Here is a 25,539-nt window from a genome sequence, read left to right as displayed (position 1 = left end):
TAGCGCTACCCCGCCAGAATGCAATCGCCGCACGAATGCGGCACCGCGCAAAGCCTTCGCGCTCACCCGGCTTGCCGCGGTCCAAGGCGTTTCGAACGGAGTCATTCCTGATGCTGAAAATAGTCCGGCTAGCCCTGAACCGGCCCTACACCTTCATCGTGCTGGCCATGCTGATTCTTCTGGCTGGCCCGCTCGCCGCGCTGCGCACCCCCACCGACATCTTCCCGAACATCCGCATTCCCGTGATCAGCGTGGTGTGGAACTACACCGGCCTGCCGCCCGCGGACATGGCAGGCCGTATCGTGACGTACTACGAGCGCACGCTCGGCACCGCGGTCAACGACGTGGCCCACATCGAGTCGCAGTCGTATCGCGGCTACGGCATCGTGAAGATCTTCTTCCAGCCCACCGTGGACGTGCGCACCGCCACCGCCCAGGTGACCTCCATCTCGCAAACGGTGCTCAAGCAGATGCCGCCGGGCACCACGCCGCCGCAGATACTCAACTACAACGCGTCGACCGTCCCCGTGTTGCAGCTCGCACTCACGAGCAATACGCTCGACGAACAGAAGCTCGCCGACTACGCCACCAACTTCATCCGGCCGCAGCTGATTTCAGTGCCGGGCGTCGCGATCCCCACGCCCTACGGCGGCAAAGTGCGCGACGTGCAGATCGACCTCGATCCGCAGGCGCTCCAGGAAAAGAAGCTCTCGGCCGAAGACGTGGCCACCGCGCTCGCGCAGCAAAACCAGATCATTCCCGCGGGCACGCAGAAGATCGGCCCGTTCGAATACAACATCGCACTCAACAACAGCCCGCTCACGCTCGACGAACTCAACGACCTGCCCGTAAAGACCGTGGACGGCGCGGTGATCTACATTCGCGACGTCGCACACGTGCGCGACGGCTATCCGCCGCAAACGAACGTCGTGCGCGTGGACGGCCATCGTGCCGTGCTCATGAGCATCCTCAAGAACGGTTCGGCTTCGACACTCGACATCATCGCGGGCGTCAAGGCGAAGCTGCCGCGTATCGAAGCCACGCTGCCGCCCGGCCTCAAGCTCGTCACCATGAGCGACCAGTCCACCTTCGTCAAAGGCGCCGTGAGCGGCGTGGCGCGCGAAGGCGTCATTGCAGCGGCGCTGACGTCGCTGATGATCCTGCTCTTCCTCGGAAGCTGGCGCTCCACGCTCATCATCGCGGCTTCCATTCCGCTCGCGGTGCTGGCGGCCATTGCAGCCCTTTCGGCGATGGGCGAAACACTCAACGTGATGACACTAGGCGGGCTCGCGCTCGCAGTGGGCATTCTCGTCGACGACGCGACCGTCACCATCGAGAACATCAATTGGCACCTCGAACAGGGCAAGAACGTGCGCGCCGCGATTCTCGACGGCGCCGCGCAAATCGTGGGGCCGGCGTTCGTTTCGCTGCTGTGCATCTGCATCGTGTTCGTGCCGATGCTGCTGCTCAACGGCGTGGCGCGCTTCCTGTTCGTGCCGATGGCCGAGTCCGTAATGTTCGCGATGATCGCTTCGTTCGTGCTGTCGCGCACGTTCGTGCCCATGATGGCGCGCTACCTGCTGCGGCCGCACGCGTCGGGCGGCCACGCGTCCGGCGAACTGGCGGCGGTGATGTCGCCGCACGGAGCGCATCCGCGCGCGCCGCGTTCGCGTAACCCGCTCGTACTTTTCCAGCGTGCCTTCGAGCGTAGGTTCGAGCGCGCGCGCGCCCTGTATCGCATGGTGCTCGGGCTGGCGCTGATGCATCGCAAGCGCTTCATCGTGGGCTTTCTCGCGGTGGTGGCGCTGTCGTTCCTGCTCGTGCCGTGGCTGGGACGCAACTTCTTTCCCGACGTGGACACGGGCGAAATCGCGCTGCACGTACGCGCCCCCATCGGTACGCGGATCGAAGACACCGCAGCCGAATTCGATCGTATCGAAGCCACCGTGCGCAGCGTGATACCGCCCGCCGAACTCGCGAACATCGTGGACAACATCGGGCTGCCCAATAGCGGTATCAACCTCACGTACAGCAACAGCGGCACGATTGGCCCGCAGGACGGCGACATTCTGATCTCGCTCACCGCGGACCACGCGCCGACCGCCCGCTATGTGCACGAACTGCGCACCGTGCTGCCGCGCGCGTTCCCCGGCACGACGTTTTCGTTCCTGCCGGCCGACATCGTGAGCCAGATCCTGAACTTCGGTGCGCCCGCCCCCATCGACGTGCAGGTGAGCGGTCCCAACCAGCCCGCGAATCGCCGCTATGCGAACGAACTCCTGCGCCGCCTGCAGCTGATTCCCGGCATCGCGGATACGCGCATCCAGCAGGCGTCCACCTATCCGCAGTTCACCGTATCCGTGGATCGCTCGCGCGCCGACGAACTCGGCATCACGGAACAGGACGTGACCAATTCCGTGGTGGCGAGCCTGTCCGGCACGGGCCAGGTCGCGCCCACTTTCTGGCTGAACCCGCACAACGGGGTGTCGTATCCGATCATTGCGCAGACGCCGCAGTACCGCATGACCACGCTCTCGGACCTCGAGAATCTGCCCGTCACGGACAAGAGCGGCGCCTCGCAGATTCTGGGCGGCATCGCCACGATCACGCGCGGCGAGACCGATGCCGTGGTCTCGCACTACAACATCGAGCCGCTCTACGACATCTTCGCCACCCCGCAAGGGCTCGACCTGGGCGCAGTCGCCACGCGCATCGCCGATGCAATTCATGCCACCGCGCACGACGTGCCCAAAGGGTCGGTCGTGACGCTGCGCGGCCAGGTAGAGACCATGAACAGCGCATTTACGGGCCTGCTGCTGGGTCTCGTCGGCGCCATCGTGCTGATCTACCTGCTCATCGTCGTGAACTTCCATTCGTGGAGCGACGCGTTCGTGATCGTCACGGCCCTGCCCGCCGCGCTCGCCGGCATCGTGTGGATGCTGTTCACCACACACACGCCGCTTTCGGTGCCCGCGCTCACCGGCGCGATTCTGTGCATGGGCGTGGCCACGGCCAACAGCATCCTGGTCGTTTCGTTCGCACGCGAGCGGCTCGCCGTCACGGGCAACGCGCTCGTGGCCGCGCTCGAAGCGGGCTTCACGCGCTTTCGTCCGGTGCTGATGACGGCGCTCGCCATGATCATCGGCATGGCGCCGATGGCGCTCGGACTCGGCGACGGCGGCGAACAGAACGCACCGCTCGGACGCGCGGTCATCGGCGGCCTCATCTGGGCCACGTGCGCCACGCTGCTGTTCGTCCCCGTCGTTTTCAGCCTCGTGCATCGCCGCGACGGTGCCCATCATTCAGATCACCCAGCCATGGAACCGGGAGAAACCCATGTCCACTGAAGTGCAGATCGAGATCAGCCAGCCGCAGCGGCTGCGTGCCTTGAAGTCGGCCGGCGCCGTTGCCATCCTCGTTGTGGCCGGTGTCGTGTCGGGCGGCATCTTTAGCCGCGTTCACGCCAGACAGGAACTCACGACGTGGACCCAGGCGCAGGCGATTCCCACCGTCGTCACCGTGACGCCGCAGCACACGGCGGCCAGCCAGTCGCTCGTGCTGCCCGGCCGCCTTGCCGCGTTCGTCAACGCGCCCATCTATGCACGCGTTTCGGGCTATCTGCATGCGTGGTATGCCGACATCGGCACGCAGGTGAAGGCGGGGCAATTGCTCGGCCTGATCGACACACCGGACCTCGACGAGCAGTTGCAGCAGGCCAAGGCCGATCTGCAGAACTCCATCGCCAACGAAAAGCTCGCGGCCACCACCGCACGCCGCTGGACCGAGATGCTCAAGCAGGACTCGGTCTCGCAGCAGGAGGCCGATGAGAAAACGGCGGACCTGCTCGCGCGGCAGGCCACCGTCGAAGCCAACGAGGCGAACGTGCGGCGCCTCGAAGCGCTCGAATCGTTCAAGCGCATCACGGCGCCGTTCGACGGCGTGGTCACGGCGCGCAAGACCGACGTGGGCGCGCTGATCGACGCCGGCAGCGGCAGCGGCCCCGAGCTCTTCGCCGTTTCGGACGCGCATCAACTGCGCGTCTACGTGAGCGTGCCGCAAAGCGAGTCGGCCGCCATCCATCCCGGCATGACAGCGACGCTGACCGTGCCCGAGCGTCCGGACATGCGGTTCGACGCGAAGCTCGTGGACACCGATCACGCCATCACGCCGTCGTCGGGCACGCTGCTCGTGCAACTCGCCGTGAACAACCGCGCAGGGCTGCTGTTTCCGGGCGAATACACCGAAGTGCATCTCGCGCTGGCCGGCAACGCGCACGGACTCATGATTCCGGCCAGCGCGCTCATCTTCCGGCAGAGCGGGCTGCAAGTGGCCGTAGCCGACGCACAGGGCCACGTGCAGCTGCGCCACGTGAGCATCGGCACGGACCTCGGAACGCAGGTCGAAATCGCCTCCGGGCTTCAGCCTGACGACCGTGTGATCGACAACCCGCCCGACTCGCTCGCGCAAGGCGACGCCGTGCGCGTAGCGTCGACAGAGAAGGTCGCGGCAACACCCGCGGCCCACGACGCGGAGCAGACGCATGGCTAAGAAGACTCTCGCCGTGGCGGTGGCGCTTGTCGTGGCCACGCTGGGCGCGTGCTCGTTTGCGCCGCCCTACCACGCGCCTGCTACCGCCATTCCGACGCACTTCAAGGAAGCCGGACCGTGGCAAACGGCCCGCCCTGCCGACCGCATTGAGCGCGACGGCTGGTGGCGCGTATTCAACGACCCCGTGCTCGACAGGCTTGAGCCGCAAGTCGCGGCGGCCAATCCGGACGTGGCGGCAGCCGTGGCTCGTCACGACGAAGCCGCGGCGCTGTTGACGCAGGCCCGCGCGGGGCTCTTCCCCACCGTGGGCGCCGAGGTGGACGTGGAGCGCGACCGGCAATCCGCACGCCGCCCTCTGCGAGGCGTGGATCAACCCAACGTCTACGGTTCGAATACGCTGGAGTTGGGCGCGAGCTACGACCTCGACCTCTGGGGCAAGGTACGCAACGAGGTGAAGGCGGGTGGCGCCGAACTCGACGCGGCCAGTGCGGATCTCGCCTCGCTGCGCCTGAGTCTGGAGGCGAGCCTTGCCACCGCGTACTTCGAGCTAAACGGTCTGGACCGGCAGGCGCAACTGCTCGACGACACCATTGCCGCGTATCGCCGCGCGTTGCAACTCACGGTGAGCCGCCACAACGGCGGCATCGCTTCGGCACTCGACGTCTCGCGTGCGCAGACGCAGCTCGAATCCGCCCAGGCCGCCGCGGAAGACATCAAGGCACGCCGGGCGCTCTTCGAGCACGCCATCGCCACGGTGACGGGCGTGCCGGCCTCGCAGTTCTCGCTCGAACCCGCAACCGCGACACCGCACGTGCCGCACATTCCCGTCGGCATTCCCGCCGCGCTGCTGCAGCGCCGTCCCGACGTGGCCGCCGCCGAGCGTCGCGTGGCCGCCGCCAACGCGCAGATCGGCGTGGCAAAGGCGGCATTCTTTCCCGACATTTCGCTTGGCCTCGCCGGCGGCTTCCAGAGCGACACGTTCTCGCCGTGGCTCGCGGCACCCAACGAACTCTGGTCGATCGGCCCCGATCTGATGATGACGCTCTTCGACGGCGGACGGCGTGCCGCGGTCGTGCGCGAAGCGCGCGCACAGCTTGCCGAAAACGGCGCCGACTACAAGGCCACCGTGCTGCTCGCTTTCCAGCAGGTCGAAGACAATCTCGCGCTGCTCCATCATCTCGGAGACGAATCCACGCGAGAGAATGCTGCGCTCGACGCCGCGCAGCGCACGCTCGCGCTTTCCATGTCGCGTTATCGCGATGGCGTGGTGAGCTATCTCGACGTGGTCACGGCTCAAACCACCGCGCTCACCACGCAGATTTCAGCGCTGGAGTTGCACACGCGGCGGCTGAAAGCAGCTGTCGGTCTGATCGAGGCGCTGGGTGGCGGCTGGTCGGCGCAGTCGCTGCAGACCGCAGCGGCTGCGGCATCCTGATGCGTCGCCTGCACGGCACAGTTTGACCGCGGCACAAGTGCGGCAAAGAACCCTGCAAACGAGCGCCGGAGCAGTCGAAAAAAAAGCCGCCTGCAATGCAGGCGGCCTCAAGATCACTGCGTTATACGTTACAGCCCTCTTGTCGCGTCGCCGCGAGCCCTTGCCTCAGAAACGATGGCGGATACCGGCCGCCACCACCACCTGCTTGTCGTTCGACGACGCCGCGAGCGAATAGATCGACGCGTTGCCGAGCACCGCGATGCCATCCGCACCCGAGACGTGCTGGTACACCCCTTCGAAATAGAGGTCGGTGCGGCGGCTCATCGCATAGTCGGCCTGCAGCATGAACTGATTCCATTTCGGCGAAACAGCACCCGTCGCCGTTCCGAAGTGTCCGTCCGTGAACGTATACGAGCCGCCCAGGCTGAAGCGCGACGTGAGCGCGTAGCGGCCATTCAGTTCGTAGTTGTTGAACGTGAGGTAGTCGCCACTGACTGCGCCGTATGAGCCGCCCTGTGCGATCTGGCGCGGGTCGTCGACCGTCGTGCGAGTGAACACGAGTCCCACCGTCGCGTTGCCGAAGGCATAGCGGCCGCCCGCGCCCAGAATGCGTTCCCGCGCCCCGGTGATGGTCGCGTTGCCGTCGTTGCTGCTCATCGCGCCGCCCGTGTTCGTCGGGCTGTTCACGCCGCCCGGCTGGTTCGACTGGAAGTAGGCGAGCGCAAGATTGAGCGGGCCGCCGTCATAGGCCGCGCCGAGCGTATAGGCGTTGTTGTTCGAGAAGCCGCCCGCCATGTTGCTGAACGCGTACGCGCCTTCGAACGAGAAACCGGCGTAATTCGCGCTGCGAAACTTCATCGCATTGTTCATGCGGAAGTCGTTGTTGAGGTTGTCGTTGTCGAAGGGATGGTCCGCAATGTTGCCGCCGAAACCGGAGCCCGTGGCCGAAAGCGGCGCGACGAAATCAACCAGCGCGTCGTACTGGCGACCCAGCGTAACGGTGCCGTATGCGTTGCTGCCGATCCCCACCCACGCCTGGCGCCCGAACTCGTCGCCGCCGTTGCCGAGCTTGCCGTTCGCAATATTGAAGCCGTTTTCGAGGTCGAACACGGCCTTCAGGCCGCCGCCCAGGTCTTCGGAGCCGCGCAGGCCCCAGCGGTCCGTGCTCAGGTTGCCGGACTCCATGATCCAGTTGTTGTGTCCCGCACCCGCGGCGCCCTTCTGGTTGCTCACGTAGTCGATACCGGCATCGACCGTACCGTACAGCGTGACGCTGCTTTGCGCGTGGGCAAATGATGAAACCGTCCCCGCTGCCACAGCGAGCGTAGTCAACAACGCTTTTTTCATGTTCAAGTTTTCCGCGGAAAAGAATGAAATCTCCTGCGCCTCGCGAAGCGTGGTTTGCCTCGTATGCGCATCCTCGCCACCGCCTGGTGGGAGCGGAAAATGTAGGATTGGGCGGTGACAGCGGCGTGTTAAAAAGCAGGTGAAAAATGAAACTTCGTTCATCTGCGCGACACCCTTTTTTCAGAACGGCCGCCAGCACTTCCCCGGCGCCTGCCAATCTCTAAAACTTTCTTCATGGTCGCGCATTCAATTCGATAGGCGCTGCTCACTATCCTGACTCTGACCGGAATGCAACGGCACAACTTGCCTGGCACACCGGATCATCAATCCAGTCAATGAGGATAGCCAACATGAAAACGCTGCTGATCGCTGCCACCTTTGTCGGTCTCGCTTCGGCCACGTCCGCTTTCGCGCAGTCCACGCCGTCCGCCAGCGCTTCGAGCCCGGCCACGGCGGCCACTCAAGTCGCCCAGAACACCGCGGCAACGCCTTCGCAAGGCGGCTGGGTGCCGCCCTATGGGCAGCCTGTCATGCAGAAAACGCGTGCTCAGGTCTATCAGGAGCTCGTGGAAGCAGAGAAGGACGGGCAGCTCGCGTACCTCAATTCCACCATCTACGCTCACTGATCGCTTTGCCTGCGCATAGGCGGCACGACCGTACGCGGCGCCGGCAAGGCCCCGTGTACTCGCCGGATAGCCCGCCTGTGGAGCGGCAACCTTGAACCCGATGAACCTCTTGAAGAAGTCTTCGCGCTACGCCATCGCGGCGATTGCCGCCGCGGCGCTGGCCGGCTGCGCGCTGCCGCCGGCCAACAGCGCAAAGTCCGATTGCGTGGGGCCGCCCAGTTTCTGCGTGCCCTACTTCGGCTCCTGAAAACCGTGTTCGTCCTGAGGGCAACGGCGCCACGCCGTTGCCCTCCTTCTTTTGTTTCTATTGGCCGGTATTCAGTTCGTAGCCGTACCGGCTGACGGTTTCGATGCGCGCGCGAAGCGCGTGCGCCTCAAGCTTGCGACGCAGCCTGGACACGACGAGATTGACGCTCGACGGTTCGATGTCTTCCCTTTCGGGCCACGCGTAGCGAATCAACTGTTCGCGCGGCACGGGCGCATTGGTCTGACGCAGCAGGCACTCCATCAGCAGATACTCGCGCTTGGTCAGCGGTACGCGCCGGCGCTCCTCGACCAGTTCGCGTGTCAGTCCATCGAGCCGCGGCATACTGCCGGGCGCGTACGCCGGGACCGGGGACACGGCTGCCGTGCGCTGAAGCGCCTGCATCCGTTCGTGCATTTCGATGAACGACCATGGCTGGTCGAAACATGCATCGGCGCCCGCGCGCAGCACTCTGGACCGATCGCCGGCGCTCGCGCGGCCGAGCAGCACGATGATCGACGCCGCACCGACCGCCGCGAAGCGCGGCAACGTTTCCACGAGGGGCGTGAGCGCCGCCGCTTCGGTTGCCACGATCACGATGACGTCGTAGGGCTCTTGCGAGGCGAGAAACACGCCGTCGCGCAAATCTTCGGTCCGTTGCACGCTATGGGTACTTTCGCGCAATGCCTTATGCAGCCACGCGCCCTCTGCGTGCGGCGCGGAGACAAGAAGGATTCGCATGGCGTCACGGCTCCGTTCGGGTCACGCAAGCGCGCGCGGCCAGCACTCGACCGTGATCTTCGTGCCGGGACCAGCGTGCGTCACGTTGACCTCGTGGCGGTTCGCGTCCTCGATATGCAGCGTGAAATCGTGCACACGCATGACCGCAGATACGATGCTGAGCCCGAGCCCGGACCCCGGCACGTAACGCCCCTGCTCGCTACGATAGAAACGCTGCAGAACCGCATCGCGCTCGTTGGGTGCAATGCCGGGACCCTCGTCGTAGACGTCGACGGCCGGGCCCCACGGCGTTGCGCGCAACGTCATGCCCACCGCCCCGCCTTCCGGCGAAAACTTGATGGCGTTGTCGAGCAGGTTGCTGAACGCCTCGAACAGCAGTGCGCGGTCGCCATGAATTTCATCGACCGGTTCGGCGAGCAGTGTCCAACCCATGTTCCGGCTCTCGGCCAGCGGCTCGTAGAGTTCACCGAGCTCCTCAATGAGCAGACGCAGATCGACGCGACCGAAACCGCCTCTGCGCTGCAACGCGCCGATCTCCGAGATGCGCAGCATGGCGCGAAAACGCTCGAGCAACGTATCCGTTTCACTGCGCGCGCGCGTGAGCAAGGTCGCAACGCCGTCGTCGCCGCACTGCGCAGTGCGCTCCGCGATTCGTCCCAGCAGCGTATGCACGTGTGCAAGCGGTGTGCGCAGGTCGTGCGCAATGCCGTCGCACGCTCCCTTCACCTCGCTCATCAACCGCTCCACTTCTTCGAGCATGTGATTCACGAGATGGGAGAGCATGTCGAGTTCATCGCGTCCACCAATCGGCAGCCGCTGATTGAGGTCGCCACGGGCAATGCGCTGCGTGACGCGCCGAATCTCGCGCACGCGGCGCAACTGTCGCACGCTCAGTACGAGCCCGCCGGCAACACCTGCAACGAGGACCAGAAGACCACCTATCACGAGCGCCCGAATCACGGCCTCTCGCATCTTGAGAATGTGCGTGAGGTCGCGCGCGACCAGCAGAATCGTGCCGTTCGCGCGCCGTTCGCACATGGCACGCACGATCGGAGACTGCTGTCCGTCCACGAGTTTCAGGGTGTGGCGCAGCGTTCGCCCATTGCGGTCGAACGTGAGCCGCGGCGGCAAGTGCACGACGTCGCCCGCAATATGGCGGCCGTCGGCCGTGAAGAGGCCGTAGAAGTTCGTGTGCATCCGTTCGTGTTCGAGACGGCTGTGTATGGCGCCCGCCAGTTCGACGTCGGGTATGGAGTCGAAGTAGATGAGCTGCCAGGCCATGATGTCGTCGGTGTCGTGCTCCATCGCGTTCGTCGCCGCCCACGCGATGACGCCCACGAGCAACGTCATGGAAGCCGCAAAGATCGCCGCATAACCCGAGAGCCAACGGAATGTCGTGGTGTGCCAACGCCGGCCCACGCCGATCGGCGGGGAAGAAGAAAGTTCGTTCAAGGGGAGTACTTAATAGATCAGCCGATCATGTAACCCGCGCCGCGTACCGTCTGGATCAACGGCGCCACGCCCGGCGGGTCGATCTTTCTGCGCAGACGCCCCATATGGACGTCGATCAGATTGGTGCCGGGATCGAAGTGATAACCCCAGACGGCCTCGAACAGCATGGTGCGCGTAATCGTCTTGCCCGCATGACGCATCATGAACTCGAGCACGCGGTACTCCGTGGGCAACAGCGCGATTTCTTCGTCGTCGCGGCGCACCTTGCGCGAAATGAGATCGAGGCTCAGCGGGCCGACGCACAGCACCGTCTGCGGCGCCACGGTTCGCGCCTGGGCACGCCGCAGCAGCACTTCGAGCCGGGCGGTGAGTTCCTCGGGATCGAACGGTTTGGTGAGGTAGTCGTCGCCGCCGGCGCGCAAGCCGCGAATACGTTCATCGACATCGCCCAGCGCGCTGAGCATCAGCACCGGCGTCTGCACACCGATCGTGCGCATGGTGGTGAGGATCGTGAGGCCGTCCACGCCGGGCAGCATGCGGTCCAGCGTGATGGCATCGTACTGCTCGCTCATCGCCCGGCTCATGCCTTCCTTGCCGTTGTCGGTCCAGTCGACTTCGAAACCGCATTTCCTGAGTTCATCGATGATCTCGTTTGCCGTGACGGCATCATCTTCGACGGTCAGTACGCGCAATTGCGCCATATCGCATTCCTTTTTCGATGCGCGGATTTTACCCGCGTCGAGATGTCGGCTCGCGCTCCGGTTCATGAATATAAATTCATGTTTGCGCCAGAGATGTAGACGCGAACCATCGAATCGACGCCGTTCGGAGAGAGAAACGCAGGGCGAAAAAAAAGCGCCACGCTGTCGCGTGACGCTTGAAAAGTTCTAGCCATTCCGAGGGCCGTGCTAGAACCTGAGAGACGGTAATCCGAAGTCCTGGAGGACTCGTGCGGGGACGGAGTGCACCACAGCCGGCCGGGCTGGAGCGTGCATGAAAGCGCCTGTGCGTCCTGGTTGTCGCGGCATATTATGCAATTCGCATATTTTGACACACATCGGGAGCCGGACAATAAATGATGCACCGAAGCGGCAATTCGAAATCGGGTTCCATTTTTTCCATTTATGCTGACGAAGTCAAGAAAAATTTGGCTTTGCGCGCATCGCCCGCGCCGGACGGCACGCCGCGGTACAGTAGAATGATCTGTCGCGAAAATCAGCATTCCGACGATAAACCCCATGCCCCGGAACGAGACTCACAATATGAGATGAGCGGCCAGATCGACAATGCCGGCCTCCGTAGGTTGCTCAACTAAACTGAAATGATGTTTCATAAACACTGACCATGACCACGACGCCCCACCCGGTCGCCAATCCCGCCAAAGACAAGGACGGATCCGGCGACGAAGTCACGGCGCTCGCACGCGGCCTTGCCGTGCTCCGCTGCGTCGCCGCAGCCCACGCGCCCATCAGCAACCGCGAACTCACCGAACAGACCGGCATCCCGAAGGCGACGCTCTCACGCATCACTGCGACGCTCGTGAACGCGGGCTTCCTGCTCCGTCTCGCGGACAGCGAACGCTTCGTGCTGACGGCCTCCGTGCTCGAGCTTTCGCATGGCTTTCTACGCAACCTCGACATCCGGGCGCGTTCCCGGCCGTTCCTGATCGAGCTTGCCGAGCGCACCGCGCTCTCGGTCCATCTCGCCGTGCGCGACCGGCTCGACATGGTCGTGATCGACGCCATCCGGCCGCGCTCTGCGGTGCTGGTATCGCGGCTCGAAGTGGGTTCACGAATCTACATGCCGCGCACCGCCGTAGGCCGCGCGTATCTGGCCGCGCTCGACGCGCCCGAGCGCGACAAGATGCTCGTCGCGCTGCAGGCAGCCACAGGCGACGACTGGGCGCTGATCGGCGGACGGCTCGATGCAGCGCTGCAAGAGACCGCGACGCAAGGCTTTGCGATTGCGACGGGCGAATGGCATGAAGGGCTCAATGCGATCGCCGCGGGCTTCGTCGGGCCGGCCGGCGAGCGCTACGCCGTCAATTGCGGCGGAGCGGCGCACCAGTGTCCGCGCGACTGGCTGATCGAGCGCGCCGTGCCGGCTCTCGCCGAATGCATTGCGAACATCGTGCGCGAGATCGGCGGCACGCCGGGGCAGCGGCTGGACAACTAGGCCGGGCGGTCTGTCGCATTCGCGGCCTGGCCCGCGGGACAAGGGGCGGCGGCGCCCGTCTGCTGGTCGCCTCTTGTTCGACCCCGGCCGTCGGGCACTCCATCACGCCACCGTCGGCACCGAAGCTGCGCCAGCCACTCCAGCCACACCTCCCGCGCGGCCTGCATGACCCGCGCGTAATCCACCGAAAAATACGTCGCTGGACTGTAACTTGGGCGCGGACGTAGCATCATGGTTCTTCGACACGGCCGCCGGTGCGGCTTGCGTGCCGTTCCGGCGAGGCGCGAGCGAGGGGCCGTTGCGCGGCGCAGTGTCCCGCTGCCCTGTCCGCTGCCCGCATCCTCACGGTCCGGCGCCCACGCGCCGTATGCACCGCTGTCGCGCCGTTCGCTTGCACTGTTTTTGCCGCACATGCCGACCACACCCGCTCACTCAACCGATTGCACATCCGATACCCGTTGCCGCCTCTTCGTCCCGTTCGCCGAGAACGAGCCTCCCAGGACAAGGCGCGGCGCATGCGGCCAGCGAAAGGCCGCGGACCGGCGCACCGGGCAGACCGCAACCCAGGCCACCGCGCGGCCTGACCGCCCATTCCGATGAGCGTCATCGCGGGAACGTCACCGCTTCTTCCACGTTCCTCGCGTAGCATCGAGCCGATTCCGCGCGCCTCGGCGGCCGTACCGCTGCGGGACCGGCGCCCGCGCCACGTGACCACTCCGCAGGCGCCCGCCGCAGCGGCCGCGCCGCTTCCACCTACACGCCAGTTACCGATCTGACCGATGGACGAACAACAAAAGCCTCTCGACACGCCGCGCAACGACGAGCCCGCCCAGGCATCGCGGACGCCGTCCGCGCCGACCGGACCTCAGGACACACATGGCACGCGTGCCAATCACGGCACGCAAGGCTCGCCGGGCGGCAACCCGCCGCCGCAAAAGCCGCGCGGCCGCAGCCGTGCCCTTGGGCTGCTCGTCGTCGCGCTCATCGTGGCCGGCATCGTGATCGCGCGCTGGCATCCGTGGAGCGCGGGAAGCGGCGCCGCCGCGCCCGGCGCCGCCAGCGGAGCCGGTGGCCCGGGCAGCCCCATGGCGCGACGCGGCGGCCCCGGCGCGTTCGCCAACATGCCGCAGCCCGTTCACGTGGCCACCGCGTCGCCCGGCGACATGCCGATCGTGATTACCGCGCTCGGCACCGTCACGCCGCTCGCCAACGTCACGGTGCGCACCCAGCTTTCGGGCACGCTCCAGTCGGTGAACTTCAAGGAAGGGCAGATGGTGAAGCAAGGCGACGTGCTCGCCCAGGTCGATCCGCGCCCTTATGAAATTTCGCTCGCGAACGCCGAGGGCCAGCTGGCACGCGACGAAGCGCTGCTCGCCACGGCACGGCTCGACCTCAAGCGCTATCAGACGCTGCTCTCGCAGGACTCGATCGCGAGCCAGCAGGTGGACACGCAGGCCTCGCTCGTCAAGCAGTACGAGGGCACCGTGAAGTCCGACCGCGCCAACGTCGCCACCTTCAAGCTGGATCTGGCCTACGCGCGCATCACGGCCCCCGCCTCGGGCCGCGTCGGCCTGCGCCAGGTGGATCCGGGCAACTACGTGACGCCCTCGGACACCAACGGCATCGTCGTGCTCACGCAGATCCAGCCCATCAGCGTGGTGTTCACCACTTCGGAGGACAACCTGCCCGCCATCATGAAGCAGCTGCACACGGGCACGAAGATGTCGGTCACGGCCTACGACCGCAGCAACACCACGTCGCTCGAAGGCGGCTACCTCGAAACCGTGGACAACCAGATCGACACCACCACGGGCACCGTGAAACTGCGCGCGCTGTTCCCAAACACTGGGCTCGGGCTCTTCCCGAACCAGTTCGTCAACGCGCGCCTGCTCGTGGACGTACTGAAAAATGCGGTCATCGTGCCGACCTCGGCCGTGCTGAACGGATCGATGGGCCAGTTCGTCTATGTCGTGAAGCCGGACAACACGGTCACGGTGCGTCCGGTCAAGGTGGGGCCGGTGGACGGCGAACGCTCGAGCATCAAGTCCGGCCTTGCCGCGGGCGAGCGCGTGGTGATCGACGGCTCCGACCGCCTGCGCGAAGGCGCGAAGATCACGATCCCGGCCGACATGCCGCGTGGCGCGTCGGGTGGGCGGGGTGCGTCAGGGGCCTACGCAGCCTCGGGTGCCTCGGGTGCCTCGGGCGCTCACGGCCACCGCCGCCACGCCTCGCAAGCCGCCGCCAACCAGTAACGCCGCATGAATCCATCCCGCGCCTTTATCCTGCGCCCGGTCGGCACCGCCCTCTTGATGGCGGCGATCATGCTGGTCGGCCTCGTCGCGCTGCGCTTCTTGCCGCTCTCGGCGCTGCCCGAAGTGGATTACCCGACCATCCAGGTTCAAACGTTTTACCCGGGTGCGAGCCCCGAGGTCATGACGTCTTCGGTCACCGCGCCGCTCGAACGGCAGTTCGGGCAGATGCCGTCGCTCAACCAGATGTCGTCGCAGAGTTCGGCGGGCTCGTCGGTCATCACGTTGCAGTTCAGCCTGGACTTGCCGCTCGACGTCGCCGAACAGGAGGTACAGGCCGCCATCAACGCAGCCGGCAACCTGCTGCCCTCCGACCTGCCCGCGCCGCCCATCTACGCGAAGGTCAACCCGGCTGACGCGCCCATTCTCACGCTCGCCATCACCTCGAAGACGCTGCCGCTCACGCAGATCCAGGATCTCGCCGACACGCGGCTCGGCCAGAAAATCTCGCAGGTGGCGGGCGTCGGGCTCGTTTCGCTGTCGGGCGGGCAGCGTCCCGCCATCCGCATTCAGGCCAACCCGCGCGCGCTCGCGGCCTACGGGCTCAATCTGGACGACCTGCGCACCACCATCGCGAACCTCAACGTGAACACGCCGAAGGGCAACTTCGACGGCCCCACGCGCAACTACACGATCAACGCGAACGATCAGCTGACCGACGCCGAGGCCTACAAGAGCGCCGTGGTCGCCTACCGCAACGGCCGGCCCGTGATGCTCACGGATGTGGCCAACATCATCCAGGGCGCGGAAAACACCAAGCTCGGCGCGTGGGCGAACAACACGCAGGGCATCATTCTCAACGTGCAGCGCCAGCCCGGCGCGAACGTGATCCAGGTGGTGGACAGCATCAAGCGGCTCCTGCCCACGCTGCAGCAGTCGCTGCCGGCCTCGCTCGACGTGAAGGTGGTCACTGACCGTACCACGACCATTCGCGCCTCGGTGCGCGACGTGCAGTTCGAGCTCTTGATGTCGGTGGTGCTCGTCGTGCTCGTGATGTACCTGTTTCTCGCCAACATCTACGCCACCATCATTCCGAGCCTTTCGGTGCCGCTCTCGCTGATCGGCACGCTCGCCGTGATGTACCTGTGCGGCTTCTCGCTCGACAATCTTTCGCTGATGGCGCTCACCATCGCCACGGGCTTCGTGGTGGACGACGCCATCGTGATGATCGAAAACATCGCGCGCTACGTGGAGGAAGGCGACACGCCGCTCGAAGCGGCGCTGAAGGGCTCGAAGCAGATCGGCTTCACGATCATTTCGCTCACGGTGTCGCTGATCGCGGTGCTGATCCCGCTGCTCTTCATGGGCGACGTGGTGGGGCGCCTGTTCCGCGAATTCGCCATCACGCTCGCGGTCACCATCGTGATCTCCGCGGTGGTGTCGCTCACGCTCGTGCCCATGATGTGCGCGAAGCTGCTGCGCCACACGCCGCCGAAAGAGAACGGCGGCTTCGAAGCACGCGCCCACGCGTTCATCGACTACGTGATCGAACGCTATTCGGTAGCGCTGCGCTGGGTGCTCGACCACCATCGCCTGACGCTCTTCGTGGCGCTCGGCACGCTCGTGCTCACCGCCGTACTGTATGTCTTCGTGCCGAAGGGCTTCTTCCCCGTGCAGGACACGGGCGTGATTCAGGCCATCACGCAGGCGCCGCAGTCGGTCTCGTACCAGTCGATGGCCGAGCGCCAGCAGGCGCTCGCCGCCGAAGTGCTGAAGAACCCGAACGTGGAAAGCCTCACTTCGTTCATCGGCGTGGACGGCACCAACATCACGCTCAACAGCGGCCGCATGCTCATCAACCTGAAGCCGCGCGACGAGCGCAGCGACACGGCAAGCGAAGTGATCCGCCAGATCCAGCAGCAGGTAGCGCACTTCCCGGGCGCCTCGCTCTACATGCAGCCCGTGCAGGACCTCACGATCGACTCGACGGTGAGCCCCACGCAATACCAGTTCATGCTCACCACGCCCAACATCGCGGAATTCGCGACGTGGGTGCCGAAGCTCGTGCGCCGTCTGCAGCAGTCGCCCGAACTCGCCGACGTTGCCACCGACCTTCAGCAGAACGGCCAGTCCGTCTACATCGAGATCGACCGCGCCACCGCCTCGCGCTACGGCATCACGCCGGCCACCGTGGATAACGCGCTCTACGACGCGTTCGGCCAGCGCATCATCTCGACCATTTTCACGCAGTCGAACCAGTACCGCGTGATTCTCGAGTCGCAGCCGGACATGCAGCACTACACGGACTCGCTCAACTCGATCTACCTGCCATCTTCCACCGCCACCAACGGGCAGGTGCCGCTCTCGGCCATCGCGAGCTTTCACGAGCGTGCGGCGCCGCTGCTCGTCACGCACCTCTCGCAGTTCCCGGCCACCGTGGTGTCGTTCAACCTCGCGCCGGGCGCCTCGCTCGGTGCGGCGGTCAAGGCGATCGACCAGGCCGAGCAGGACATCGGCCTGCCCGCGTCGTTCCAGACGCGCTTCCAGGGCGCAGCGCTCGCGTTCCAGGCATCGCTCTCCAACGAGCTGTTCCTGATTCTCGCGGCCATCGTGACGATGTACATCGTGCTGGGCGTGCTCTACGAGAGCTTCATCCATCCCATCACGATTCTCTCGACGCTGCCTTCGGCCGGCGTGGGCGCGCTGCTCGCGCTGATGCTGACGGGCCATGACCTCGACATCATCGGCATCATCGGCATCGTGCTCCTGATCGGCATCGTGAAGAAGAACGCCATCATGATGATCGACTTCGCGCTGGAGGCCGAGCGCGTAGAAGGCAAGCCGCCGCGCGAAGCGATCTACCAGGCGTGTCTGCTGCGCTTCCGCCCTATTCTCATGACGACGATGGCGGCGCTGCTGGGCGCGCTGCCGCTCATGCTCGGCACAGGCGCGGGCTCGGAACTGCGCCGGCCGCTCGGTATCGCGATTGCGGGCGGGTTGATCGTGAGCCAGTTGCTCACGCTCTTCACGACGCCCGTGATCTACCTCGGCTTCGATTCGCTCGCGCGCCGGCTGCGTGAGCGGTTCGGCATGGAAAGCGGCGGCAGTAGCGGCAAAAACAACGGCACGGGCGGCGGCACAGGCAGCAGCACTTCGGCCACGACGCCCGAGGCATAAGCCATGAACCTCGCGCGCCCGTTCATCGCCCGGCCCGTCGCCACCACGCTGCTCGCCATCGGCATCGCGCTCGCCGGCCTCTTCGCCTTCGCGCGGCTGCCGGTGGCCCCGCTGCCGCAGGTGGACTTCCCCACCATCTCCGTGCAGGCCACGCTGCCCGGCGCCAGTCCGGAGACCGTGGCCACCAGCGTGGCGAGCCCGCTGGAACGCCATCTGGGCACCATTGCCGACGTCACCGAGATGACCTCGATGAGTTCGGTCGGCAACACGCGCATCACGCTGCAATTCGGTCTGAACCGCGACATCGACGGTGCCGCGCGCGACGTGCAGGCCGCCATCAACGCGGCGCGCGCGGATTTGCCCTCGAGCCTGCGCAGCAATCCGACCTATCACAAGGTCAATCCGGCCGACGCGCCCATTCTGATTCTCGCGCTCACGTCGAACACGCTCACGGCGGGCCAGCTCTACGATTCGGCGGCCACGGTGCTGCAGCAATCGCTCTCGCAGGTGGACGGCGTGGGCGAAGTGGACGTGAGCGGTTCGGCGAACCCTGCCGTGCGCGTGGAGCTGAAACCGCAGGCGCTCTTTCACTACGGCATCGGGCTCGAAGACGTGCGCGCCGCGCTCGCCTCGGCCAACGCGAACAGTCCGAAAGGCGCCATCGAGTTCGGCCCGAACCACGTGCAGCTCTACACCAACGACCAGGCCAGCCACGCCGCGCAATACCGCGACCTCGTGATCGCGTATCGCAACGGTGCGGGCGTGCTGCTCTCGGATGTGGCCGACGTGGTGGATTCGGTGGAAGACCTGCGCAACCTCGGCCTCTCGAACGGCAAGCGCTCGGTGCTCGTGATCCTGTACCGGCAGCCGGGCGCGAACATCATCGAAACCGTGGACCGCGTGATCGCGATGCTGCCGCAACTGAAGGCGTCGCTGCCGGCGGACGTCGACGTCACACCCGCGGCGGACCGGTCGGTGACGATCCGCGCCTCGCTGAAAGACACCGAGCACACGCTGATGATCGCGGTGGCGCTCGTCGTGATGGTGGTGTTCCTGTTCCTGCGCAACTGGCGCGCTACGCTGATTCCGAGCGTGGCGGTGCCCATTTCGATTGTCGGCACCTTCGCGGCGATGTACCTGATGGGCTTTTCCATCGACAACCTCTCGCTGATGGCGCTCACCATCGCGACCGGCTTCGTGGTGGACGACGCCATCGTGGTGCTCGAAAATATCCAGCGGCACATCGAGAAAGGCCTGCCGCGCATGCAGGCCGCGCTGCTCGGCGCGCGCGAGGTGGGCTTTACGGTGCTCTCGATCAGCGTGTCGCTCGTCGCCGTGTTCCTGCCCATTCTGCTGATGGGCGGCATCGTGGGGCGGCTCTTTCGCGAGTTCGCGCTCACGCTGTCGCTGGCCATTGCGGTGTCGCTCGTGGTCTCGCTCACGCTCACGCCGATGATGTGCTCGCGGCTGCTCGCGCAACCGCACGATGCACGCAAGGAAGGCCGCTTTTCGCGCTGGCTCGAAGCGGGCTTCGTCGCCATGCAGAACGGCTACGAACGCACGCTCGGCTGGTCGCTGCGCCATCCGCGCACGGTGCTCCTCATTCTGATTGCCGCCATCGGCCTCAACGTGTGGCTCTACATCATCGTGCCCAAGGGCTTTTTCCCGCAGCAGGACACGGGGCGGCTCATCGGCGGCATCCAGGCGGACCAGGCCACGTCGTTCCAGGCCATGAAGATCAAGTTCTCCGAGATGATGCGCATCGTGCAGGCCAATCCCAACGTCGATACGGTGGTGGGTTTCACGGGCGGCCGGCAGACCAACTCGGGCTTCATGTTCGTTTCGCTCAAGTCCAAGAGCGTGCGCAAGGCAACGGCCGACCAGGTGATCCAGCAGTTGCGCGGACCGCTCTCGCACGTGGCGGGCGCACGCACATTCCTGCAGGCCGTGCAGGACATTCGCGTGGGCGGACGCCAGTCGAATGCGCAGTACCAGTTCACGCTGCTCGCCGACAACACGAGCGACCTCTACACGTGGACGCCGAAGCTCACCGAGGCATTGCAGGCGCGCCCCGAACTCGCCGACGTGAATTCGGACCAGCAGCAAGGCGGTCTGGAAGCGATGGTGACCATCGATCGCGCCACCGCGGCACGCTTCGGCATCAAGCCCGCGCAGATCGACAACACGCTCTACGACGCGTTCGGCCAGCGTCAGGTATCGACCATCTACAACCCGCTCAACCAGTACCACGTGGTGATGGAAGTGGCGCCCGAATACTGGCAGAGCCCCGACATGCTCAAGCAGATCTACGTGAGCACCTCGGGCGGCAGCGCGAGCGGCGTGCAGACGACCAACGCCGCCGCGGGCACCGTGAGCGGCCCGAGCACGGCCGCCACCGCCACCACGTCAAGCGCGGCGGGCGGCACGGCGGGCACCACGGCATCGAGCGCGGCCACCATCGCGGCCGATTCGGCGCGCAATCTCGCGATCAATTCGATTGCGTCGAGCGGCAAGTCGGGGGCGTCGTCAGGCGCGGCGGTCTCCACGTCGAAGGAAACGATGGTGCCGCTCTCGGCCATCGCGAAGTTCGGGCCGGGCAACACGCCGCTTTCCGTGAATCACCAGAGCCAGTTCGTGGCCTCCACGATCTCGTTCAATCTGCCGCCGGGACGTTCGCTTTCGCAGGCGACCGCAATCATCTACGACACGATGGCGCGCATCGGCATGCCGGGCACGATCCACGGCAGCTTCGCGGGCACGGCCCAGGCGTTCCAGCAGTCGATGTCGGACCAGCCCATCCTGATTCTCGCGGCGCTCGCGGCCGTGTACATCGTGCTCGGCATTCTCTACGAGAGTTACATCCATCCGCTCACGATTCTCTCCACGCTGCCCTCGGCGGGCGTAGGCGCGCTGCTCGCGCTGCTGCTCTTCAATACGGAGTTCAGCATCATTGCGCTGATCGGCGTGATTCTGCTGATCGGCATCGTGAAGAAGAACGCGATCATGATGGTGGACTTCGCGATCCAGGCCTCGCGCGAGGGGCTCTCTTCGCGCGACGCCATCTATCAGGCGTGCCTGCTGCGCTTCCGCCCGATCATGATGACCACGTGCGCCGCGCTGCTCGGCGCGCTGCCGCTTGCGTTCGGACGCGGCGAAGGCGCAGAACTGCGCTCGCCGCTCGGCATCTCGATTGTGGGCGGGTTGATCGTGAGCCAGATGCTCACGCTCTACACGACGCCGGTGGTGTATCTCTACATGGATCGGCTGCGCGTGTGGTGGGACAGCAGGCGGAGGCCGGGGACGTTCGAAGCGGGAGCGGTGAAATAACCGGCTTGGGAAGCAGGTCAAACCCGCTGCCTCGCACCTCGCAGGATGCGCAATAAAGAGTGGGCCGCGCCTGCCCCGCGCGGCCCACTGCATGACACGCTGAGGGCTATATCTGCCCCAACACCACCAGCACGACGACGATCACCACGATCAGGCCGAGCGTGCCGGTAGGCGCATAGCCCCAGCTCCGGCTGTAAGGCCAGGCGGGAAACGCGCCGACGAGCAATAGCAGCAGTACGACGATCAGAATGGTTCCAAGCATAGACGCCTCCATACGCGGGCCACGGCCGTGAAGCGACGCCGCAGGGTCGCCGCGTCGCTGTCCTCTCCCCTGCCGTACCCAACGAACAAGGTGAGTGCCCATCATTCAGCAAGCGATGTACCCGCGTATGAAGAACCCGCTTAAGAATCTCGCGCGGACTCGTCTGCCCTGAAATTTTTTTCGGCCGAACAACGGCCTCGCTAACGCCCGTTCGCTTAAAACGCCTGCTTCCGCAAAAACAGACCGTCTTGCCACACAAGCCGGCCGCGTCGGCCTGATTTTCAAACGGCGCCGCAGCAGGAAATCGTTCCATCTTTCGCGCAAACGATTGCACGGTCTCTCTTTGCACCGCTAAAGATTCGCGTCGGTCCTCCGTTGACGCATCCACGCAGCATCGCGACGCACCCCGGCGACCCGCGCCGGCCCCGCCCATGTCTGCGCTTGCCGTCCGCCGTCTGCGGACACGATCTGTCAGTCAAAGGCGTATCGACGTCGAAGGAAATCAATTGAAGCCGAAGTCTTTTATGGGCATTGCCTGCGCAATGCTGGGGGGCGCTTTTGCCCTCGCCGGACCCGCTCATGCCACGCTCGGTGAAAGCGCGATCAGCGTGAACCACGATGTAGCGAGCCTGCGCGCCGTCGCGCATGCCGCGGTTGTTCAAGCAGCCTATACCGTGCACGAGATCACGCTCGCCTCGGGCACCGTGGTGCGCGAATACGTGGCGCCGGGCGGCATCGTCTTCGGCGTGGCGTGGGAAGGCCCCACGCTGCCGGACCTCAAGGCGATGCTGGGCGCCGCATTCGACCAGTACGTCGCGGCCAACGCAACGCGCAAGGCCACGCCGCTTGCCGTGTCGAACAATGACCTCGTCGTTTATTCGGGCGGCCATCTGCGCGCCTTCGCGGGTCATGCGTGGCTGCCGAGAGCAGTGCCGGCCGGTGTCGACGTCGGCGTCATCCAGTAAGGGCGGGTGCGATCATGTTTGCTCAATGTTCATCGCGCAGCGCGCTCAGCACGTCTTTCATCGCGCTCGCCCTGTCTTTGATTCTTGCCGCCTGCGGCGGCGGCGGTGGCGGCGGATCGGGGGCGAGTGCCAACACCGGCAGCAGCACCAGCACGAACACCGCTGCGCCGGCGCAGCCCGTCACCAACACGACGTCGTCGCAGCCTGCGCTCGCCGCCAACGCCGCGGCCGTCACCGTGGACGCCGGCGTGAGCAGCGTGCCCAACATGCCGTTCGTCAGCGTGACCGTGTGTGCCCCGGGCACTGCGCAGTGCCAGACGATCGACCACGTGCTCGTGGATACCGGCTCGTGGGGGCTGCGCGTATTCGCCTCGCAACTGCCCGCGTCCGTTGCGCTCCCGCAGGAGCAGGACGCCTCCGGCAACAAGCTCGCCGAATGCATGCAGTTCTTCGACGGCTACACGTGGGGCCCCGTGCGCATCGCCGACGTGCAGATCGCCGGTGAAAAGGCCGCGTCGCTGCCCATCCAGGTGATCGACCCGTCCTACAACACCACGCCCACGGACTGCACCAACGTGGGCGCGTCGCGCAACACGCCGTCGGCGCTGGCGGCCAACGGCATACTGGGCATCGGCGTGTTCAAGCACGACTGCGGCTACAACTGCGTGAACCAGGCGGTGCCCGCCACCTACTACGGCTGCACGAGTTCGGGCTGCACGTCGATCCCGCTTGCCGAAGCGTTCCAGGTGGCCAATCCCATTCCGTATTTCGCCACCGACAACAACGGCTCGCTGCTCGCGCTGCCTGCCGTCACGTCGGGCGGCGAGGCATCGCTCACGGGACAGCTGATTTTCGGCATCGGCACGCGCAGCAACAACGGGCTCGGCAACGCGCAGGTGATCGGCGTGAGCGCGAGCAACGGCACATTCACGACTACGCACAACGGCACCACCTACTCGCGCAGCATCGTCGACAGCGGCTCCACCGGCGTGTTCTTCCAGACCGGCGCGCTGCCCGTGTGCGCGAGCCCCAACAGCGCGTATTACTGCCCGTCGTCCACGCAGCAATTGAGCGCCGTGATGCAGGGGGCGAACGGCATCACCGCGTCTGTCTCGTTCGACGTCGGCAACGCCAGCGCGCTTGCGCAGACCTACGCAGGCGACGCCGTAATGCCGTTGCTCGCCGGGCCGGCGTTCGTCACGTCGTCGATCTTCGACTGGGGACTGCCGTTCTTCTACGGACGCACGGTCTACGCGGCCATCGAGCAGCAATCCACGCCCGGCGGCAGCGGTCCGTACGTCGCGTATTGAGCAATTCGCCAGGGCAGGTAATAGCGTAATAGCGGGTGATAAAGCCGGATAATCCGTAAGATTTTGACGTGCTAGCATCCGTTGGCATTCCAATGCAATACGGGAACGCCAACGGCACGTCGAATCGCCGTGGCCGGAATGCATGCGGTGAATAATCAATGCGCGGCAAGCGCGTACGGCCAACAGGCTTCGGGGAATCAGACATGACGCAAAGCGCATGGACGGCCGCACTGGCCTCCACCACGAATGCGCCGGCCGCTGCGGCCGTGCCGCCCCAGAAGCCGCCCTCTCGCACGGGCAACCTCCCCACCGGCAACCCGAGCAACGGTCCGCTGCTGGCCGCCATCGAACAAAGCCTTCAGCAGCTCGGCATCGATCCCGCTACGGTCGCCACGTCGGCATCCAGCATCACGAGTACCGCGGGCGGCACGATAACGAGCACGAGCGGCGCTTCGGCCGAAGACACGCAGTCCGCGAAGGAACGCTTTCTCGTCGCGCTCTACCAGGCGCTGGTGCTGCAAAGCGCATTGGCGGCGCAAGCGGGATTGAGCAACCCGCAGACGGGCGCAACGAACGATACGAGCGCGAGTAGCATGGCGGGCGCGGTGCATGAAGCCGGCGCCATCGACGCCGCAACAGGCCCCTACCGCGACCTCGGCACCTCGCTCGCCGCGCTTGCGGCGTCGGCTCGCGCGAATCCAGGCGCGCTGACTACGCCCGCAACGAACAGCAGCAACAGCGACGACTGGGAATGGGGTCTCACGACCACCCCGACCGTCAGCACCGACACGTCCGCCTCCACCACCACGGAAAGCGGCACCATGACGGGCGCCATCGGTCAATTGAACGGCGCGCTCAACGATTACCTCTCCACGCTCGATACGGGCAGCGCCGGAAGCGCAAGCAGCGTGACCTTGCCCGCATTGCTCGAAGCTTTGGCCCAACGCACGCAGAACATGCACTGGCGTGCCGCGGGCGTAATCGTCGATCTCACGGCCTGAGCCGAAAGACCGGAAGACCTCCGCGGCACGCGCCGCGCCGGCTTTACTGCTGACTGTGCGCGGCGGCCCACTCCTTGACCGCGCGCAACGTGTTCGCCACGTGCTGGTCCGGCGAGAGACTCGTGTATTCGTAGAGCACCTTGCCGTTCGGCGCGATCACGTACGAGACGCGGTTGGCCATGGCCGAGTGCATCGGCATCGACGCGTCGTAGGCCTTGATGATTTTCGAATCGGCGTCGGCGGCCACCGGGAATTTGCTGCGGCACTCGCTCACGGAAAATTTCGTGAGCGTGTCGATGTTGTCGTGCGATACGCCGATGACGGTGGCGCCGTACTTCTTGTACTCGTCCACGGCCTCGGCGAATTCGTGGGCTTCGATCGTGCAGCCTTTCGTGAAGGCGGCCGGATAGAAGTACACCACCACCGGGCCCTTCTTGAGCGCATCGGCGAGCGAGTACGTGTAGGTCTTGCCGCCAAGCGATGCTTCGGTGGTGAAGTTCGGCGCGGCGTCGCCGGGTTTGAGCGTGGCGGATGCACTCGCCGCGTAGATCGACAGGCCTGCGCCGAACACGGCCGCAAGGGCCGCGCAAGTCGCGCTGCGCTTGATGGTGCCGCGCCTGATGCTGCGCTTCATGTCGCTGCGTTTCATCTCGAAATTCCTCGCGGGGTGGGCGAACGGT

18 protein-coding genes are annotated in these 25,539 nt (G+C 65.4%); 12 read left to right on the top strand and 6 right to left on the bottom strand.

What is annotated here, in order from left to right:
* Window positions 1–110 precede the first annotated feature (110 nt).
* Genes PKKP23_RS06210 through PKKP23_RS06200 form a run of 3 tightly spaced genes read left to right on the top strand, consistent with a single transcriptional unit; the run spans window position 111 to window position 5,983 of the window.
* Window positions 111–3,347, top strand: coding sequence for an efflux RND transporter permease subunit (locus PKKP23_RS06210; protein ID WP_017776497.1), 3,237 nt, complete (start codon window positions 111–113; stop codon window positions 3,345–3,347).
* On the top strand, window positions 3,337–4,548 hold the full coding sequence (locus PKKP23_RS06205; protein ID WP_126876226.1) for an efflux RND transporter periplasmic adaptor subunit: 1,212 nt from the start codon (window positions 3,337–3,339) through the stop codon (window positions 4,546–4,548). The genes PKKP23_RS06210 and PKKP23_RS06205 overlap by 11 nt, the downstream gene beginning before the upstream one ends.
* Entirely contained in the window at window positions 4,541–5,983 is a 1,443-nt protein-coding gene (locus tag PKKP23_RS06200; protein ID WP_126876225.1) for an efflux transporter outer membrane subunit, read from the top strand. The genes PKKP23_RS06205 and PKKP23_RS06200 overlap by 8 nt, the downstream gene beginning before the upstream one ends.
* A gap of 165 nt (window positions 5,984–6,148) precedes the next feature.
* Here PKKP23_RS06200 and PKKP23_RS06195 read toward each other — a convergent pair whose 3' ends face one another.
* Complete coding sequence (locus PKKP23_RS06195) at window positions 6,149–7,330, bottom strand: porin (protein WP_126876224.1); 1,182 nt, start codon at window positions 7,328–7,330, stop codon at window positions 6,149–6,151.
* Between the two features lie 350 nt (window positions 7,331–7,680).
* Between PKKP23_RS06195 and PKKP23_RS06190 the strand changes: the two genes are divergently transcribed.
* Both PKKP23_RS06190 and PKKP23_RS34015 read left to right on the top strand, forming a co-directional pair.
* Window positions 7,681–7,956: a DUF4148 domain-containing protein gene (locus PKKP23_RS06190; RefSeq protein WP_017776493.1), complete on the top strand. Its 276-nt coding sequence runs from the start codon at window positions 7,681–7,683 to the stop codon at window positions 7,954–7,956.
* 91 nt (window positions 7,957–8,047) lie between these two features.
* Complete coding sequence (locus PKKP23_RS34015; protein ID WP_168724532.1) at window positions 8,048–8,203, top strand: hypothetical protein; 156 nt, start codon at window positions 8,048–8,050, stop codon at window positions 8,201–8,203.
* Window positions 8,204–8,260: 57 nt separating this feature from the next.
* Here PKKP23_RS34015 and PKKP23_RS06185 read toward each other — a convergent pair whose 3' ends face one another.
* Genes PKKP23_RS06185 through PKKP23_RS06175 form a run of 3 tightly spaced genes read right to left on the bottom strand, consistent with a single transcriptional unit; the run spans window position 8,261 to window position 11,085 of the window.
* On the bottom strand, window positions 8,261–8,941 hold the full coding sequence (locus PKKP23_RS06185) for a response regulator transcription factor (RefSeq protein WP_126876223.1): 681 nt from the start codon (window positions 8,939–8,941) through the stop codon (window positions 8,261–8,263).
* Between the two features lie 21 nt (window positions 8,942–8,962).
* A complete protein-coding gene (locus tag PKKP23_RS06180) occupies window positions 8,963–10,360 on the bottom strand; it encodes a sensor histidine kinase (protein ID WP_126876338.1) in 1,398 nt (465 codons plus the stop codon).
* Between the two features lie 50 nt (window positions 10,361–10,410).
* On the bottom strand, window positions 10,411–11,085 hold the full coding sequence (locus PKKP23_RS06175) for a response regulator transcription factor (RefSeq protein WP_126876337.1): 675 nt from the start codon (window positions 11,083–11,085) through the stop codon (window positions 10,411–10,413).
* Between the two features lie 652 nt (window positions 11,086–11,737).
* Here PKKP23_RS06175 and PKKP23_RS06170 point away from each other — a divergent pair.
* The 4 genes from PKKP23_RS06170 (at window position 11,738) to PKKP23_RS06155 (ending at window position 21,321) form a co-directional block, all read left to right on the top strand.
* Window positions 11,738–12,568: an IclR family transcriptional regulator gene (locus PKKP23_RS06170; RefSeq protein ID WP_126876222.1), complete on the top strand. Its 831-nt coding sequence runs from the start codon at window positions 11,738–11,740 to the stop codon at window positions 12,566–12,568.
* Between the two features lie 779 nt (window positions 12,569–13,347).
* The gene (locus PKKP23_RS06165) at window positions 13,348–14,820 is read left to right on the top strand and encodes an MdtA/MuxA family multidrug efflux RND transporter periplasmic adaptor subunit (protein ID WP_126876221.1); all 1,473 of its coding nucleotides are present in this window, start codon (window positions 13,348–13,350) and stop codon (window positions 14,818–14,820) included.
* Between the two features lie 6 nt (window positions 14,821–14,826).
* Window positions 14,827–17,994: an MdtB/MuxB family multidrug efflux RND transporter permease subunit gene (locus tag PKKP23_RS06160; RefSeq protein ID WP_126876220.1), complete on the top strand. Its 3,168-nt coding sequence runs from the start codon at window positions 14,827–14,829 to the stop codon at window positions 17,992–17,994.
* A gap of 3 nt (window positions 17,995–17,997) precedes the next feature.
* Window positions 17,998–21,321 carry an efflux RND transporter permease subunit gene (locus tag PKKP23_RS06155; protein ID WP_126876219.1) on the top strand — a complete coding sequence of 1,108 codons (3,324 nt, stop codon included), beginning with the start codon at window positions 17,998–18,000 and terminating at the stop codon, window positions 21,319–21,321.
* A 106-nt stretch (window positions 21,322–21,427) separates the two neighbouring features.
* On the opposite strand, the gene PKKP23_RS06150 is transcribed toward PKKP23_RS06155, so the two are convergent.
* Window positions 21,428–21,583 (bottom strand): DUF3309 family protein, encoded by a 156-nt coding sequence (locus PKKP23_RS06150; RefSeq protein WP_017776485.1) that lies wholly within the window; start codon window positions 21,581–21,583, stop codon window positions 21,428–21,430.
* A gap of 524 nt (window positions 21,584–22,107) precedes the next feature.
* On the opposite strand from PKKP23_RS06150, the gene PKKP23_RS06145 reads away from it, so the two are divergent.
* The 3 genes from PKKP23_RS06145 (at window position 22,108) to PKKP23_RS06135 (ending at window position 24,859) form a co-directional block, all read left to right on the top strand.
* Window positions 22,108–22,548 carry a DUF2844 domain-containing protein gene (locus PKKP23_RS06145; RefSeq protein ID WP_176048854.1) on the top strand — a complete coding sequence of 147 codons (441 nt, stop codon included), beginning with the start codon at window positions 22,108–22,110 and terminating at the stop codon, window positions 22,546–22,548.
* A gap of 14 nt (window positions 22,549–22,562) precedes the next feature.
* The gene (locus PKKP23_RS06140) at window positions 22,563–23,858 is read left to right on the top strand and encodes a DUF3443 domain-containing protein (protein WP_126876217.1); all 1,296 of its coding nucleotides are present in this window, start codon (window positions 22,563–22,565) and stop codon (window positions 23,856–23,858) included.
* A 203-nt stretch (window positions 23,859–24,061) separates the two neighbouring features.
* Window positions 24,062–24,859 (top strand): hypothetical protein, encoded by a 798-nt coding sequence (locus tag PKKP23_RS06135; RefSeq protein WP_126876216.1) that lies wholly within the window; start codon window positions 24,062–24,064, stop codon window positions 24,857–24,859.
* Between the two features lie 43 nt (window positions 24,860–24,902).
* Here the strand turns inward: PKKP23_RS06135 and PKKP23_RS06130 are convergent, their stop codons facing one another.
* A complete protein-coding gene (locus PKKP23_RS06130) occupies window positions 24,903–25,493 on the bottom strand; it encodes a peroxiredoxin (RefSeq protein WP_126876336.1) in 591 nt (196 codons plus the stop codon).
* Window positions 25,494–25,539 lie beyond the last annotated feature (46 nt).

The sequence above is a fragment of the Paraburkholderia kururiensis JCM 10599 = LMG 19447 genome (assembly GCF_003986935.1).
GTDB classification, from domain to species: Bacteria; Pseudomonadota; Gammaproteobacteria; order Burkholderiales; family Burkholderiaceae; genus Paraburkholderia; species Paraburkholderia kururiensis.
The sequence above is the reverse complement of the archived record's forward strand: the minus strand, read 5'-3'. Positions and strand labels throughout refer to the sequence as shown.

Excerpts from the sequence above, each read along its gene's own strand:
- PKKP23_RS06195 (WP_126876224.1), bottom strand. The coding sequence starts at position 7,330 with ATGAAAAAAGCGTTGTTGACTACGCTCGCTGTGGCAGCGGGGACGGTT.
- PKKP23_RS06200 (WP_126876225.1), top strand. The coding sequence starts at position 4,541 with ATGGCTAAGAAGACTCTCGCCGTGGCGGTGGCGCTTGTCGTGGCCACG.
- PKKP23_RS06205 (WP_126876226.1), top strand. The coding sequence starts at position 3,337 with ATGTCCACTGAAGTGCAGATCGAGATCAGCCAGCCGCAGCGGCTGCGT.
- PKKP23_RS06145 (WP_176048854.1), top strand. The coding sequence starts at position 22,108 with ATGGGCATTGCCTGCGCAATGCTGGGGGGCGCTTTTGCCCTCGCCGGA.
- PKKP23_RS06185 (WP_126876223.1), bottom strand. The coding sequence starts at position 8,941 with ATGCGAATCCTTCTTGTCTCCGCGCCGCACGCAGAGGGCGCGTGGCTG.
- PKKP23_RS06130 (WP_126876336.1), bottom strand. The coding sequence starts at position 25,493 with ATGAAGCGCAGCATCAGGCGCGGCACCATCAAGCGCAGCGCGACTTGC.
- PKKP23_RS06170 (WP_126876222.1), top strand. The coding sequence starts at position 11,738 with ATGACCACGACGCCCCACCCGGTCGCCAATCCCGCCAAAGACAAGGAC.
- PKKP23_RS06140 (WP_126876217.1), top strand. The coding sequence starts at position 22,563 with ATGTTTGCTCAATGTTCATCGCGCAGCGCGCTCAGCACGTCTTTCATC.
- PKKP23_RS06155 (WP_126876219.1), top strand. The coding sequence starts at position 17,998 with ATGAACCTCGCGCGCCCGTTCATCGCCCGGCCCGTCGCCACCACGCTG.
- PKKP23_RS06165 (WP_126876221.1), top strand. The coding sequence starts at position 13,348 with ATGGACGAACAACAAAAGCCTCTCGACACGCCGCGCAACGACGAGCCC.
- PKKP23_RS06160 (WP_126876220.1), top strand. The coding sequence starts at position 14,827 with ATGAATCCATCCCGCGCCTTTATCCTGCGCCCGGTCGGCACCGCCCTC.
- PKKP23_RS06190 (WP_017776493.1), top strand. The coding sequence starts at position 7,681 with ATGAAAACGCTGCTGATCGCTGCCACCTTTGTCGGTCTCGCTTCGGCC.
- PKKP23_RS06135 (WP_126876216.1), top strand. The coding sequence starts at position 24,062 with ATGACGCAAAGCGCATGGACGGCCGCACTGGCCTCCACCACGAATGCG.
- PKKP23_RS06150 (WP_017776485.1), bottom strand. The coding sequence starts at position 21,583 with ATGCTTGGAACCATTCTGATCGTCGTACTGCTGCTATTGCTCGTCGGC.
- PKKP23_RS06210 (WP_017776497.1), top strand. The coding sequence starts at position 111 with ATGCTGAAAATAGTCCGGCTAGCCCTGAACCGGCCCTACACCTTCATC.